Here is a 15099-nt window from a genome sequence, read left to right as displayed (position 1 = left end):
ATGAAGACGTTGACGCTGTTGCGCCACGCCAAGTCCGGCTGGGACGACCCGGTCGCGCGCGATTTCGATCGCCCGCTCAACGCCAAGGGCAAGCGCGCGGCGGTGATGGTAGGCCGCCACATGCGCAGCCTCGATCTGAGCTTCGACCATGCGATCGCCTCCCCGGCGGTGCGCGTGACGGAGACGCTGGAGCAGATCGAGTCGGGTTATGGCCGCGAAATCGCACCGGCGCTGGACCGCCGCGTCTACCTTGCGTCGGCGGCGACCCTGCTCGACGTGGTCCACGGATTTCCGGCGGAGGCCGAGCGCGCGCTGCTGGTCGGCCACAATCCGGGTTTGGAAGACCTTGTCCTGATGCTGGTGGCCGACGGCGCCGATCCGCTCCGCGATGCGGTGGAGGACAAATATCCGACCGCCAGCATCGCCGAACTCCAGTTCGAGACCGAGGATTGGGCAGACATCGGTTCGGTCACAGCGCGCCTGACGCGCTTCATCCGCCCCCGCGACCTCGACCCGACCCTGGGTCCCGACGCGGACTGACCTTGCCCGGGCTGCGAAGCGCCGCCGTGCCGGCTATTTCCCCTGGGCTCGCCAACGCTGAATCGTTCGGGCGATGATCTGATCTTCGCCGCCGGTATCGCGCCAGAGCTGGGAGAAGAGCGGATCCGCCGAGGCCGGCCGCTTCGATGCTTCCAGGCTGTCGAACGCGACCCGGATCGGGATCGTCACGCCTTCGCCGCAGATGATGCATTCGCGGTTGCGCAGCGCCGGAATGGAATCGAGAAATCCGCGTGCGCCTTCCGGCATCGCGGCGCGAACGAACGCCTGGTCGCGGTCGTTGTTGAGGCGCATCGCGATGATCGTGCCGCATTGCGACAACACACCCTCTGCAAGGTCCGACGGGCGCTGCGTGATGAGACCCAGCGATACGCCGTATTTGCGGCCTTCCTTGGCGATCCGGCCGAGGATGCGGCCGACCGCGCTGCCCGTTTCCTCGCCGGCCGGGATATAGCGATGCGCCTCTTCGCAGACGAGCAGGATCGGGCGCTGCGGTTCGTTGCGCGACCAGATCGCGAAGTCGAACGTCATGCGCGCCAGCACCGCCACCACGACCGAGGTAATCTCCGACGGCACGCCCGAGACGTCGATGATCGAGATCGGCTTGCCGTCGCCGGGCAGGCGGAAGATGCGCGCGAGGAAGCCCGCCATCGTGTCGGCGACCAGCATCCCCGAGAACATAAAGCCATAGCGCGGATCCGCCTTGATCTCGTCGATCTTGGTTTTCAGGCGCAGATACGGCGCGGTGTCGCCGGCGCGGTCCATCTTGCCCATTTCGGCGCTGATGATCGTCGTCAGGTCGCTGAGCAGATACGGGATCGGCGCATCGACCGTGAGCTTTGCGATCTCCTGGCCGATGCGGCTCTTGGCCTTGGCGGCGAGCAGGCATTTGGCGAGGATGTCGGTATCGAACTGCCGCGCGGAACCGCTGCTGGTGAGGAACACCTCGCAATGCTCCTCGAAGTTCATCAGCCAATAGGGCATCTGCAGGTTCGAGACGTCGTAGATCGCACCGTTGGTCCTGAACGCGGCGGCATATTCGCCGTGCGGATCGATCATCACGATGTGACCCTGGGGCGCGAGTTCGCAGATCCGGTGGAGGATCAGCGCGGCGCCGGTCGACTTGCCCGTGCCGGTCGACCCGACGAGCGCGAAATGCTTGCCGAGCATGGCATCGACGTACAGCGCCGCGGGGATGTCTTCGGTCGGATAGACCGTGCCGATCGCAATGTTGGCCCGGTCGTCGGCCGCGTAGATCTGTTGCAGGTCCGACGTCGTGATCGGAAACACCTCGCAGCCGGGCATCGGATAGCGGGTGACGCCGCGACGGAAGCGATAAAGCTTGCCGGTGAGTTTCTCCTCGTCGCCTTCACCCAGGAAGTCGATTTCGGCGGCGATGCAGGTGCCGGCCGTATCCTCGAGTTTCAACGAGCGGACATTGGCGACCAGCCATGTTCCGCCGACGCGCATCTTGACTTGGCTGCCGACCTGACCGGCTGCCGCGACGACGGGGTCGGGATCGTCGAACAGCCCCCCGATAGAAGCGCGGTCGAGCAACACACGACTACTCGATCCGGCGATCGCGAAGACGACCCCGATCGGTGCGGCAACCGCATCCGCACTGGGCAAAATACCGCCCAGCGGTGCTGCGCGCGCAAACGCGTCTGATCCCGGCATTTGGCTCATTCCGGCAAGATCCCCAGTCATTCCAACCCGACCGTGCCCGCAAAGGGGTAAACATCCGGTGACGAATGGTGAACGCGCGCTACACTCTTCGTGCGATCCAGCCTGCCGCCCAGCCGAGGAATACCGACAGCGCGACCGCGACCAGCCCGTAGATCACCGACGATCGGTCGGCGGCGCGGGCGACGAAGCGCTCGAAGCCCGATTTGCGGATCTCGATATCGCGCACCGCCGCCGCCAGCACGCGGCCGTCGCGGATCAGGAACGTCTCTGCGGTGAAGCGCCCGACGGGGACGCGCGCCGGGATCGACACGCGCGCGCGGTACAGCACACTGTCGGTGATTTCGACCGCGCGCGGCGCCTCGTAATACAGGCCGGCGCGGCGCTTGAGATCGACCAGCCCTTTCTGGAAACGGTCCTGCGTGTCGACCGGTGCGCTGGATGCGGGCGACAATTGCAGGCTGTCGAGCCCGAGTTCGTAGATCGCCCGCGTCCGATCGTCGACGAGGCGGTCGATCGGCTTGGACGAGGCGATCGCATAGAAACTGGGGGCCGAGCGATAGCGCAGGCGCGACGCGTTGACCCAGATCCCCGCGACCTTTTCCTTCTCGCGCATCAGGACCGACTGGGTCGGGCCCTTCACGACGACGACCACGTCGGTCGGATGCTCGTCGCTCGGCAACCGCCCGCCGGGATAGAGGATCGCGCCGAACAGGAGGAGTTCGGCGCCGGTGAAGCTGTACGCGATCTCGATATTGCGCTGCGACACGTCGGGAACGAGCACGGGTTTCGCCTGCGCCATCAGGAGCGGCGCAAGCAGGACGAGCCAGCGCGCGCGCTTCATGAGAGCGTGACCGAGAAAATCTCCTCGGGCCGCCAGACCAGCCCGAGCAGGATGCGCGCGCCGACCAGCAGCACCATCACCGCGAGCGCGAGGCGCAGATATTCGGGGCGGAACTTGGTCGCGAACCGCGCGCCGATCTGCGCGCCGACCACCGAGCCCAGCAGGAGCAGGCCGGCGAGGACGATGTCGACCGCCTTGGTGGTGGTCGCGTGCACCATCGTCGCGACCGCGGTCACGAACAGCGTCTGGAACAACGACGTGCCGACCACGACGGAGGTCGCCATGCCGAGCAGGTAGATCATCGCGGGGACGAGGATGAAGCCGCCGCCGATGCCGAGCAGGATCGTCAGGATGCCGGTGAAAAAGCCGAGCAACAGCGGTGCGAGCGGCGAAATGTAGAGGCCAGACGCATAAAAGCGCGTGCGCAGCGGCAGCGCCGCGACGAGCGGGTGATGGCGGCGTTTGCGCGCCTTGGGCGGGCGCCCGGTGCGCGCGCGACCGATCGTGCCGATCGATTCCTTGGCCATCAGACCGCCGATCGAGCCGAGCATGAGAACGTACACGATCGCGATTACGGTATCGATCTGACCGCTCTGCTGGAGCAGCCGGAACAGCCACGCGCCGAAGAACGATCCGACGATACCGCCCGCGACCAGCACGCCGCCCATCTTGGTATCGACGCCCTTGCGGCGGAAATGCGCGAACACGCCCGATACGCTGGCGCCGGTCACCTGGCTGGCCGACGAGGCGGCGGCGACGGTCGGCGGGATCCCGTAGACGATCAGCAGCGGCGTCGTCAGGAAGCCGCCGCCGACCCCGAACATGCCGGAGAGCAGCCCGACGCCCCCGCCGAGCAGGATGATGACGAGCGCGTTGACCGACAGGTTGGCGACGGGGAGATACAGATCCACGGCCGCAGCGTTACACTGGATTGCGCGCGCGGGGCTAGGCTGGACTCATATGATTTGCCGGGGGGTGGATACCGGTTCCGCACCAAGGGCAAGACCTCGTCAGAAGTCGCTGCCGATCGAAAGCGCCGGCCCTGACTCCGGCTGCGCGGCGCCGGCAATACGGTCACGCCACTCGAGTGTCAGCCGGATCGTCTTGCGCGCCACCGGCACCGTGACGACCAACGATGGTCCGATATCGAAGCGCGCAGCATCCCGTTGTGCACTCGCCCAAGCACCGACACCGATATCAACGCGAGCGCCGCCGACCTCACCCAGGGGATGCAGCACGCGGGCGGAGGCATCGACATATGCTTGGATGCCATCGCGGGCGATCGCGCCGGCCTGCCCGTACGCTTCGACACGGATGCCCGGCGCGATGTCGGACGGGCCATAGCCCGCGATCACGCCGAGCGTCGGTCCACCACGACCACCGTCGAGCACGAGACGCTGCTCGGCGACGATACGGATCGGCAACCGGGTCGGTTGCCACTCGATGCCGAACGCGGCTTCGCGTCCAGCGCCGCTGAGCGGTGCGGCAAGACGCGCGGCGAGCGCGAAGCGACGGCGGGCGCCAAGCGCGTAGGTCAGTCGGATGCCGCCCTGCGATGCGCCGAGCTGGCCGCCCGAAACGGTGCCGGCGGAGCCGCCGCGGACGAGCAGCCATGCACTAGCGTGCCACCGGCTCGGGCGAGGTATCGCGGAGGGTGGGGCACTGGGAGAAGGGATCGATGTGACGGCATGCGAAATATCGGGCGGACGCGCCTGGGCCACGTCGATGGCTTGCACGCGTGGCTCGACCGGGCGCGGAGCCGGCATCGTTCGGCTGGCAATCGATCGCGGCGGCAAAGTGATTTTGACAGCGGACGGGGCGCTAGCGTGCCGTGGCGGAGCACCACGGAAAACCGCCGCGGCGACGGCAGGTACCAGGACCTTTACCAGGTGCGGAATCACCGCCGACGGCGGGATCGCGCCAATCTCGGGAAGCAGCACCGCGACCCGTATCATCACCCAACCCCCCAGTGCCAAAGCAAGGAACCGTAGCGGGCGCCCGCCGGTCATCCGTTGCCGGCGCCACGCGAGGCTATCTTGGTCTTGGCGCAGGGCGGGAGGCCGGCCATGGCAGGCGTCAGGTCTGGAAAATCGTGTCGCGTCTTGTCCCACACCGGCGCAGCACCGCGTAGCATGCCGATATAGAGGATCACCGCGCGAGGGGCCGCGATCATCGATACCAGGTTACCGACGAGGAAGCGGGGGAGCGCCCAGATCGCCTCGCGCAGGCCGTAGCTGCGTCCGGTGAACAGCATTCGCGTCGCGAGACGCCACGCCAGCAACCCGGTATTGGCCACCAACAGCCAGAAGGCGGCCGGATCGGTCCATGTCGCGTAGGGGAACGGTTCGCCCAGGGTCCAGTGCACACACACTGCGACGGCCCATAGTGGCAGCGCGACATACGCCACGGCCAGGATCACCACGGCCAGCGGCGCACGACGATCGCGCATCCGCATCCAGTGATCGGCAAATGCGCGTGGTCGTCCCCAGCCGGTCCGATCCCAGCCTGCGAGCGCGATACCCGTCATCCAGCGGGTCTTCTGGCGGACCGATTCCCGCATCGTGCCGGGAAAATACGCGCGAACGGCAACCACGGTGCCTGCATCGTCGGTCGCGACGCGGGCGAAGATCCCGCGTGCGCCGAGTTCGGCGAGCCGCAACCCCAGCTCGTAATCCTCGGTCAGGCTGGAGGCATCGAACGGATCCCCGCCGCGGGCCTGCGCGATCTTTGCCAAGACGTCGGGCGCGATCGCGCAACCGGTGCCGGCCAGCGGCATGCCTGCCCCCAGTGCAGTCCGGACGACGATCTGTTTGGCGTGGGATTCGGCGAACTCGTCGGCGTAATGACCGGACACCAATCGTGCGCCGCGGTTCACCAGCGGCAGTACGGGCAGTTGCACCACCGCATAATGGTCGATCAAGCTATCGAAGACGCGCAGTTCCTGGGCGTGGACGACGTCTTCGGCATCGTGCAGCACGATCGCCTTGGTCCGCACACCCTCGCGGGCGTCATCACGGCGCAGCGCATGCCACAGCGTGTTGAGACAGTCCGCCTTGGTCGTGGGCCCATCGCGCGGTCCGATCACCAGCGTGATCCGGGAATCGCGCTCGGCGACGGCGGCGGCGGCATCGATCGTACCGCGATCATTGGGATAGACGCCGACATAGACCCGGTAGTCGTCATGATCGAACCGCGCGAGCGCGGTCGACAGCATCCCGCCGATGACCGCTACCTCATCCCAGGCGGCAACGAACACGGCGATCCGGCCATGTCGGCATGGCGGCGGCAACGTGTCCAGGGTCAGCCTGGGTCGGCTTTCGCGACGAATCCGAAGCATCACGAAGATAAGGTCGATCGCAAGATCGTCGATCCCGCCGAGAAAGAGTCCGACGCTGGCGAACAACAGCGTTTCGCGTGCAAGCGCGTCGATTATCCACAGCGACTCGGCCATGCCTCACCCCCCGAGGCAGGGAGGTACAGCAGCTTATGTCCGTTCCGGATTCAGTCGGATCGGAATCGGATGTTTGAGAGGACGGGGGGCATGACGGACGTAATCGAAGCCGACGTTCGAGACCTGTCGGCCGAACCCTGCCGGCCGAAACGTGTCAGTGCACGCGAACCATCGGGTTCGCGAGGCGTTATGCCCGAGATCCCACCCCCCCTTTCGGGATCGGTGCCGATCCCGGCCCGACCGCGTCGCCGCGTAGCATGCGACGCGGTCAAACCCGCCACCGACCGCCGTGATCAGGGCCGGTCGCGACCACCGCCACCGGTATTGCCGCCATTGCCAGCGCCGCCAGCACCCGCCGCACCGACCGTGCCGATGTTGCCGAACAGATCCTGGAAGAATCCGCGTTCGCGCCCCAGCGTCGGCGTGGTCTTGCTGTAAGGCTTGACCGCCGCGACCTGTTCGAGCCCGCCGCGTCGGATCGCGGTGACGGTGCCGTTCTGGTCAAAGCTGATCTGCAGCGTAATCTGCGCATTGGGGCGGGGGTTGCGAAAAGCGAGGTTGCGGCTGTCACGCGCAAGATAATACCAGTCGCCCTGATCGAACTGGCCGGCGAGCGTCGGCTTGCCGAGCGTGGCGAGGACCGACTGGCGGTTGTCGACGCCCGGCTGGACCGAGTTGACGAGGTCGGTATCGACCACATAGCCTTGATGCGAGCGCAGCTGGGTGCAGCTCCCGCTGGCCAATGCGGCGACCGCGAGTGCTGCGGCGAGACCCGTACGGGCGGAAAACACGCTCATATAAACTCCCAACCGGGGCACGCGAAAAAACGTGACGGTTCCGATGCGATTGCATCGGCCGCCGATCGCCTCGATATGCGAGGACGCGCGGGCAAACAAGCCAGAGCGCGGTCGATGGTCGAAGGACGACGGATTGAGCTGGTTGAGAAAGCTGCGTGGCGAGAAGCCGGACGAGGCGCTGCCGCTGTACAATGCCGTCGTGATGCGGGCGCGGGCGGAGCATTGGTACAGGGAGGGCGCAGTACCGGATACGGTGGACGGCCGTTTCGACATGATCGCGACCCTGCTCGCGGTCGTGATGCTGCGGCTCGAGGTGGAGCCGGCCGGTGGCGAGCCCGCCGCACGCCTCGCGGAACGCTTCGTCGACGATATGGACGGCCAGCTCCGGGAATTCGGGATCGGCGACATCATCGTCGGTAAGCATATCGGAAAGATGATGAGCATGCTCGGGGGCCGACTCGGGGCATACCGGGATGGGTTGGCGGCCGGGGATATCGGACCCGCCCTAGTGCGCAACCTGTACCGGGGGACCGCGGCGGACGATGGCGCACTGGCGCATGTGAAGGCGTCGGTCCTGGCGTTTCATGCCGGACTGACGACGAACCCCCTTCCTGAACTGCTAGCTGGAGACCTGCCGTGACCACCGAATTCAGTCGCCCGGAACGTCTCGATACGATCGGCGACCGTGAGCGGATCGTCGAGATCGCCGCGACCGACAGCGAACGTGCGGCGTTGGCGAAGCGATTTGCACTGGTCTCGATCAGCCGGTTGGAGGCGCGTCTTGCAATCCGGCGCGACGACCGCGGTATCCTGGTGAAGGGCCGCGTGACCGGCGCGGCGGTGCAGGCCTGCTCGGTGACGGACGAACCGCTCGATGCAAGGATCGACGAACCGGTCGAGCTGCTCTTCGTCGAACAGCTGATGGCGGAGGGCGACGAGGTCGAGCTGTCCGACGACGTGCTCGATACGGTCGCGATCGAGGGCGGCACGATCGATCTGGGCGAGGTTGCGGCCGACACCCTGGCGCTGTCGATCGATCCGTTCCCGCGCGGTCCGAATGCGGCGGCGGCACTGGCAGCGGCGGGCGTGATCAGCGAGGACGAGTTCCGACCTGCAAACGCGTTCGCCGATCTCAAAGCGCGGATGGCAGACAAAGCGTAAGGCGGACTGAGGATCGGATCCACCGGCGCCGGATCCGAACCATCTTCGCCCTGCCGACGTGGCGATCGAACGTCGATCTGCCCTGGGCGCGCGATCAATCGCCGGGCTCCGGGCTCCGGGCTTTGACCGTCCCGCCTTGGAAGCCGCATGTCGAACGGCAGTCCCGGCGCGGCGTCAGATACCCGGTCTCACGGCCAGCAGCCTTGCCACTTTGGCCTTGAACGCGCGCAGCGATGCGCCCGAAAGTTGCGCGGCGCTGGCGAACGACACGGCCCGCGGATTGATCGCCGTACCGTTTCTCCACACCTCCCAATGTAGATGCGGGCCCGTCGATATACCCGTCGATCCGACATACCCGATCACCTGACCCTGCCGTACGCGCGTGCCCGACGACACTGCGATCCGGCTCATATGACCATAGCCGCTCGCCATCCCGCCGCCATGCGTCAGCTTGACGAAATTGCCATAGCCGCCGGTCCGTCCCGCGAACGCGACGATGCCGTCAGTCATCGCATGGATCGGGGTCCCGTACGGCGCACCGATATCGAGCCCCTTGTGCATGCGCGTAAAGCCCAGCAGCGGATGCACGCGCAAGCCGAAGTTCGACGTGATGCGGCCCGACACCGGCAAGCCGGACACCGCGCGCCGTTCGGTCTGCCCGTTGGCGTCGAACCAGCCATCCGTTCGCGACGCGCCGCTGGCATCACCGTCGCCATTCGCGCCGCCTGGCCCGAAGCGAACGAGTTGGACCTTGCGTCGCCCTTGATCGATTCCCGCGAATAGCAGGTCCCCGATCCGCGTCTCTCCGGTCGCCGCGCGCTGTCGCTCGATGATCAGGTCGAAGCCATCCGCGGCGTCGATATCGCGACCGATCGAAACCCTCGTGGCGAGCGCCTTGATGTATGATTCGATGGCCTTGGCCGGCACCCCTGCGGCGCGCATCGACCGGTATAGGCTCGATCCGACGAGTCCCTGGATCCGCAGCGGCGTCGAGTCGATCGTGATCGGCTTGCGCTGCATCGCCAGCCCCGTTGCGGTCCGCGTCAGGGCGAGCCCGAGATCGAACCGTGCGCGGAAATCGAGTGTTTCGAGCGGTCGGGTGACGGTGCGATCCGGACGTCGGCCAAGCGTCAACGCTATTCGGGTGCCCGCAGCGATGTCGTCGAGCGGCACGGCCTGCGCGACCAGGGCAGCGGCGGAATTGGCATCGGCACGTCCGACTCCGGCGCGCATCAGGACGCGGTCGAGCCGATCGCCTTGGCCGAGCGTCGCAGAGAGGTCCACCGTCGGCCGTTCCGGCACTTCGGCGAGCGGCGCGACGAGATCGTTGGCCGCCATCCGTCGGCCGGTCGCTGCACCCTGACCGATCGGGGCAATGCCCTGCGCGCGCGCCTCGTCCCACTCTGCCCCGACGAGCGGCTGCGGCACGGCACCCACCAGGGGTCTGATTCCCGGCGATAGCGCCCAGGTCGTCAGGCATAGGGCCGTGCAAGTCGCCAGCCCGCGCCACCAGTCGAGGCTGCCGATTCGCGCGCCCAGGTCCGGAACCCAGTCGATTCGTGTCGCGGCGATGCGCAGCTTGTCCGCTCTTGAATCATGGGACGGCGGCACCGAAGACGATGCCACGCGCAACTCGGCGCGGCGCATTCCCGCGGCACCCGCCAGTTCATATCCCTGATCGTCCCGTAGAAACACGCGCGCTGCCTTGGTGGTTGAAGGGCGTAATCGAGGAAGTCGTCGAGCGGGGTCTTCGATGGGAATCGCCGGCCAGGATTGCCGCACAGTGCACGGATGAAATCCCTCTGCCGTAAAATATGCTAAAGTCGACTTAAACGGCGGCACGCCGATCGATCGTCGCGACGAAACGTTGGTCGTTCGCGCCGAGCAATCTCGCCGTCATTCGACCGTGGCCGCCGATGCGAGCGAGGGGCGGCGTGATCCAGCGTCCGGTGGCCTCGTGCTAGTCGAGCAACAGGAATGCGGTGATCGTCAGGCGCCCCAGCAACGGATCTTCGCTCAGCATGGTGTCCGGTGGGATCACGCCGCTGTGTAGAGATGCGCTGCGATAGATCACCGCCCGGTTATACTGCGCCTCGACCTGCGCGATCTGTTCGAACAACGGCGTCGAGCCGGCGATATAGGATGGCTCTGGTGGCCCATCGCGCGCCAGTTCGGCATTGAGCCGCGCATAATAGTCCGGCGCCTGCATGGCATCGATCGTCTCGGCACCCGTCGCGCGGTGCCGATAGAAGGCGGTCCCGTCGCGGCATGCGGGATTGAGATAATGCACCAGCGCGATGCGGCCTGGATCGACCGCATCGACATGCGGCAGTCGCTGCGCCAGCGTCAGTCGATCGGCCGGCGTCGTCACCATCGCATAGCTTGCGTCGATCAGCGTGAACCCGGCATTGTGATAGAACACGCCCGACAACGCCGCGGTCAACGCGGGTCGGATCGCCGCGAGATAGCTCGGAGGAAGCGGACCGCGCAGCCCGGGATAGTGGTTGCGCCCGGCCTCGAAAGGATGCGCAGCGGCATGGGCACGCAGCGCGTCGGGATCGGGATGGAAGCCATCGACAATGGCAAGCGGCTGCCCCTGCGTGCCGATGTGATGCGCCGAAATGTCGGGTCGGATCACCTGCGCCGCCCCGGCGGCACGATCGCCTCGGCGCAATAGGCTCTGGCGGACGGTATGGCGGCAATACGCTGCGCCGCGGTGCTACCCCGCGGAATGACGACCCGCGTCCCGCGCTCCGTTCCTCTCGATCGTGCTTGGCTCATGCTGCCTGATAGCGAGGCCGCGGCTTCGCAGCTACCGATTGCCGCCTTCCGTCAAGTGCGTCGCCGGCCGATTGCTCCGTTACCGATTGATTTCGCAATCCTTGTTGCCGTTGGGGGAGGCGTGCGTATGCTGCCCGCAACAGACGAACAGGGTGATGAGCGCACATGGTTTCGAAGATTTCCGTATTCGCCGGCGTATCGTTCGCCGCGCTTCTGGTCACCGGCGTGCACGCGCAGCAGCCTACGCTTGCGACAAAGCCTGCGCCGGTCGCCGACTTGGTCAAGTCGGTCGATATTCCGTACCAGCAGTTCACGCTGAAGAACGGCCTGCGCGTCGTCGTCCATACCGATCGCAAGGCGCCCGTCGTGGCGGTGTCGGTCTGGTATAATGTCGGGTCGAAGTTCGAGCCCAAGGGCAAGACCGGCTTTGCGCATCTCTTCGAGCATCTGATGTTCAACGGGTCCGAGAACGCACCGGGCGATTTCTTCGAGCCGCTGAAACAGGTCGGCGCGACCGACTTCAACGGCACCACCTATTATGACCGCACCAATTATTTCGAGACGGTGCCGACCGCGGCGCTCGATCGCGCGCTGTTTCTCGAATCCGACCGCATGGGCTATCTGACGGGCGCGATCACGCAGGGCGTGCTCGACGAGCAGCGCGGCGTCGTCCAGAACGAAAAGCGGCAGGGCGACAACCAGCCCTACGGCCTGACCCAGTACAAGATCACCGAGGGGCTGTTCCCGGCGGATCACCCCTACGGCCACACCACGATCGGTTCGATGGCGGATCTCGATGCGGCGTCGCTGCAGACCGTGAAGGACTGGTTCAAGGATCATTACGGCCCGAACAACGCGGTGCTGGTGCTGGCCGGCGACGTCGATGCGACAACCGGCAAGGCGCTCGCGGAGAAGTATTTCGGCGGGATCCCGAAGGGACCCGAGAGCATCGTCCCCCCCGCGCCGATCCCGACCCTGCCTGCGCCCGTGAGCGAGACGATCAGGGACCGCGTCGCCGCGGTGATGATCAGCCGCAACTGGGTGGTGCCGGGCCTGAACGACAAGGACGGCACTGCGCTGGACGTCGCGGCGGGCGTGCTCGGCGGGCTCGCCAGCAGCCGGTTCGACACCGCGCTGGTCAAGAAGGAGAAGCTGGTCGTCAGCATCTCGGCGTATAACCGCAGCTTCAGCCAACTCGGCATGTTCGGGGTCCGCGCGATCGTCCGGGAAGGCGTCGATCCGGCCCTCGTGTCGAAGCGGATCGACGAGATCATAGCGGACTTCATCAAGAACGGGCCGACCGCCGATGAAGTCAGCCGGGTCGCGACGACGACGGCGGCGAACACGATGGAGGGGCTGGAATCGGTCGGCGGCTTCGGCGGCAAGGCGGTGACGCTGGCGGAGGGCGCGCTGTATTCGAACGATCCCGGCTTCTACAAGAAACAGCTCCTGCAACTGGCCACCGAGACGCCGGCGAGCGTCCGCGCCGCGGCAGCGAAGTGGCTGTCGCGTCCGGCCTATTCGTTGACCGTCGTGCCCGGACCGCGCGATGCCTATGCCAACGCCGTCGTGCCGCCCAAGGCCGATGTACCACCAGCGCCCGAAACGCCGTTCAAGGGGACGCGAGGGCCATTGCCCGCGGTCGGCACCGTCGCTGGCCTCAGCTTCCCGACCGTCGAGCGCGCGCGGCTCGCGAACGGGATCGAGGTCGTCTACGCACAGCGCACCGCGGTGCCGGTGACGCAGGCGGTGTTGAGCTTCGATGCCGGCACCGCAGCGGATGTCGCGGGCAAGCTCGGCACGCAGCAACTGACTTTGTCGATGATGGACGAGGGCACGCCGACCCGGGATTCGGTCGCACTGGCGGAGGCCAAGGAGCGGTTGGGCGCGGAGATCGGCACCGGCGCATCGAACGACCGTACCTTCCTGTCGTTGCAGGTGCCGAGTGCGAACCTGGCGCCGGCAGTCGACCTGTTCGCCGACATCGCGCAGAACCCGGCCTTCGCCGATGCCGAGGTCGCGCGCGTCAAGAACCAGCAGCTCGCGCAGATCGCGCAGGAGCTCACCAGCCCGCAAGGTCTGGCGACGCGCGTCCTGCCGAAGCTGCTCGGGCCGACCTCGCCCTATGCCAAGGCGCAGGGCAGCGGCGATCCGAAGGCCGTGGCGGCGCTGACCCGCGCCGATCTGGTCGCGTTCCAGCAGGCGTGGCTGCGGCCCGACAAGGCGAAGATCTTCGTCGTCAGCGATCGTCCGCTCGCCGAGGTGAAGGCGGCGCTCGATGCGCGGTTCGGCACGTGGCGGCCGACCGGCGCGCCCGGTGCCAAGGCGTTCCCCGCGACCGTAACGCCGTCCGCGCCGAAGATCGTGCTGATCGACCGGCCGGACAGCCCGCAGTCGCTGATCGTCGCCGGCGTGCCGACCGGGCTCAAGGGCACGCAGGACCTGTTGCCGATCGCGACCGCGAACGACGCGCTCGGCGGCAGCTTCCTCGGCCGCGTCAACATGGACCTGCGCGAGACCAAGCATTGGTCGTACGGCGTGTCGGGACGGTTCCAGCAGAACGAGCAGGCCGCACCCTATGTCCTGTCGGCACCGGTGCAGGCGGACCAGACCGGCCCGTCGATCGCCGCACTGCGTGGTGATATCGACGCATTCCTCGGCAAGGAGCCGATGACCCAGGCGGAGTTCGACCGGGCGATCAACGGCGCGATCCGGTCGCTGTCGGGCAATTTCGAGACGTCCGACGCGGTGCTCGGCGCAATGCAGCAGAACGACCTGTTGAAGCGGCCCGATAATTACTACGCGACGATCACGCAGCGCTACCAAGGGCTTAACCTGCCGCAACTCAACACTGCGATCCAGCAGGCGCTCGATCCGAAGAAGACGATCTGGGTCGTGGTCGGCGATGCGAAGACGGTGCGGCCGCAGCTTGACAGCATCGGTCTGCCGGTCGAGGTCGTCCCCGCGGCGTCGGTTGCCGGCGCCAAGTAAATTCAGGAGAGAGTGCAATGGCAAACGTCGATGGCAGCTGGGATTGCGTGGTCAAGTCGCCGCTGGGTGACCAGAAGATGACGCTGACCGTGAACAGCGCCGGCAGCACCTTCACAGGTGCGGTATCGGGCGCGATGGGCGGCATGGACGTCACCGGCGAGGTCGATGGCGACACGATCACCTGGAAGCAGAGCATGACCGTGCCGATGCCGATGACGCTCGACTGCAAGGCGACCGTCGAGGACGACGTCCTCAAGGGCAGCGTCGCAGCCGGCGCCTTCGGCAGCTTCCCGCTGACCGGCACGCGGACGGCGTAACGGTCTGGCGTGGCGACCGCGAACCTCTGTCTGCCACGCCTGCCGTCGTCCGTCTCGCGACCGTCATCCCAGCGAAAGCTGGGATCTCATCGAGCGGCCACCGGCACCCGCCAGGCGAGAGACCCCAGCGTCCGCTGGGGTGACGGTCTTGGGCGAGTATCGTTATCCACCGCGACATCGTCATCCCAGCGAAAGCTGGGATCTCACCGAGCGTCCACCGGCACCCGCCAAGCGAGAGACCCCAGCGTCCGCTGGGGTGACGGTCTTGGGCGAGTATCGTTATCCACCGCGACATCGTCATCCCAGCGAAAGCTGGGATCTCATCGAGCGGCCACCGGCACCCGCCAAGCGGGAGACCCCAGCGTTCGCTGGGGTGACGGTCTTGGGCGAGTATCGTTATCCACCGCGACATCGTCATCCCAGCGAAAGCTGGGATCTCGTCGAGCGGCCACTGGCACCCGCCAAGCGGGAGACCCCAGCGTTCGCTGGGGTGACGGTCTTTGGACCTGGGTGGTT

Annotated in this window: 13 protein-coding genes; 5 read left to right on the top strand and 8 right to left on the bottom strand. The window is 66.6% G+C overall.

Annotated elements, in window-relative coordinates:
• Positions 1 to 540 (top strand): SixA phosphatase family protein, encoded by a 540-nt coding sequence (locus SPHN_RS13435; RefSeq protein WP_248524103.1) that lies wholly within the window; start codon positions 1 to 3, stop codon positions 538 to 540.
• A 33-nt stretch (positions 541 to 573) separates the two neighbouring features.
• Here SPHN_RS13435 and SPHN_RS13430 read toward each other — a convergent pair whose 3' ends face one another.
• The 6 genes from SPHN_RS13430 to SPHN_RS13405 form a co-directional block, all read right to left on the bottom strand.
• Entirely contained in the window at positions 574 to 2244 is a 1671-nt protein-coding gene (locus tag SPHN_RS13430) for an ATP-binding protein (RefSeq protein ID WP_248524101.1), read from the bottom strand.
• Positions 2245 to 2323: 79 nt separating this feature from the next.
• Positions 2324 to 3085, bottom strand: coding sequence for a TIGR02186 family protein (locus SPHN_RS13425; RefSeq protein WP_248524098.1), 762 nt, complete (start codon positions 3083 to 3085; stop codon positions 2324 to 2326).
• Entirely contained in the window at positions 3082 to 3996 is a 915-nt protein-coding gene (locus SPHN_RS13420) for a sulfite exporter TauE/SafE family protein (RefSeq protein ID WP_248524095.1), read from the bottom strand. The genes SPHN_RS13425 and SPHN_RS13420 overlap by 4 nt, the downstream gene beginning before the upstream one ends.
• A 99-nt stretch (positions 3997 to 4095) precedes the next feature.
• Entirely contained in the window at positions 4096 to 4821 is a 726-nt protein-coding gene (locus SPHN_RS13415; protein ID WP_248524092.1) for a hypothetical protein, read from the bottom strand.
• A gap of 269 nt (positions 4822 to 5090) precedes the next feature.
• Complete coding sequence (locus SPHN_RS13410; RefSeq protein WP_248524091.1) at positions 5091 to 6536, bottom strand: glycosyl transferase family protein; 1446 nt, start codon at positions 6534 to 6536, stop codon at positions 5091 to 5093.
• Positions 6537 to 6829: 293 nt separating this feature from the next.
• The gene (locus SPHN_RS13405) at positions 6830 to 7333 is read right to left on the bottom strand and encodes an outer membrane protein assembly factor BamE (protein ID WP_248524088.1); all 504 of its coding nucleotides are present in this window, start codon (positions 7331 to 7333) and stop codon (positions 6830 to 6832) included.
• Positions 7334 to 7466: 133 nt separating this feature from the next.
• On the opposite strand from SPHN_RS13405, the gene SPHN_RS13400 reads away from it, so the two are divergent.
• Both SPHN_RS13400 and SPHN_RS13395 read left to right on the top strand, forming a co-directional pair.
• The gene (locus SPHN_RS13400; protein WP_248524086.1) at positions 7467 to 7973 is read left to right on the top strand and encodes a ubiquinol-cytochrome C chaperone family protein; all 507 of its coding nucleotides are present in this window, start codon (positions 7467 to 7469) and stop codon (positions 7971 to 7973) included.
• Complete coding sequence (locus SPHN_RS13395) at positions 7970 to 8494, top strand: YceD family protein (protein ID WP_248524083.1); 525 nt, start codon at positions 7970 to 7972, stop codon at positions 8492 to 8494. Before SPHN_RS13400 ends, SPHN_RS13395 begins: the two co-directional genes overlap by 4 nt.
• 174 nt (positions 8495 to 8668) lie before the next feature.
• On the opposite strand, the gene SPHN_RS13390 is transcribed toward SPHN_RS13395, so the two are convergent.
• Positions 8669 to 10189 (bottom strand): M23 family metallopeptidase, encoded by a 1521-nt coding sequence (locus tag SPHN_RS13390; protein ID WP_248524081.1) that lies wholly within the window; start codon positions 10187 to 10189, stop codon positions 8669 to 8671.
• Positions 10190 to 10454: 265 nt separating this feature from the next.
• Positions 10455 to 11132, bottom strand: a complete 678-nt coding sequence (locus SPHN_RS13385; RefSeq protein WP_248524078.1) for a DUF6445 family protein — start codon at positions 11130 to 11132, stop codon at positions 10455 to 10457.
• Between the two features lie 308 nt (positions 11133 to 11440).
• Here SPHN_RS13385 and SPHN_RS13380 point away from each other — a divergent pair, with 308 nt between their 5' ends.
• Together SPHN_RS13380 and SPHN_RS13375 are read left to right on the top strand one after the other, a co-directional pair.
• Complete coding sequence (locus SPHN_RS13380) at positions 11441 to 14266, top strand: M16 family metallopeptidase (RefSeq protein WP_248524075.1); 2826 nt, start codon at positions 11441 to 11443, stop codon at positions 14264 to 14266.
• Positions 14267 to 14283: 17 nt separating this feature from the next.
• Positions 14284 to 14583: a hypothetical protein gene (locus tag SPHN_RS13375; protein ID WP_056052504.1), complete on the top strand. Its 300-nt coding sequence runs from the start codon at positions 14284 to 14286 to the stop codon at positions 14581 to 14583.
• Positions 14584 to 15099 lie beyond the last annotated feature (516 nt).

The organism is Sphingomonas faeni (assembly GCF_023195535.1).
Classification (GTDB): domain Bacteria; phylum Pseudomonadota; class Alphaproteobacteria; order Sphingomonadales; family Sphingomonadaceae; genus Sphingomonas; species Sphingomonas faeni_B.
The sequence above is the reverse complement of the archived record's forward strand: the minus strand, read 5'-3'. Positions and strand labels throughout refer to the sequence as shown.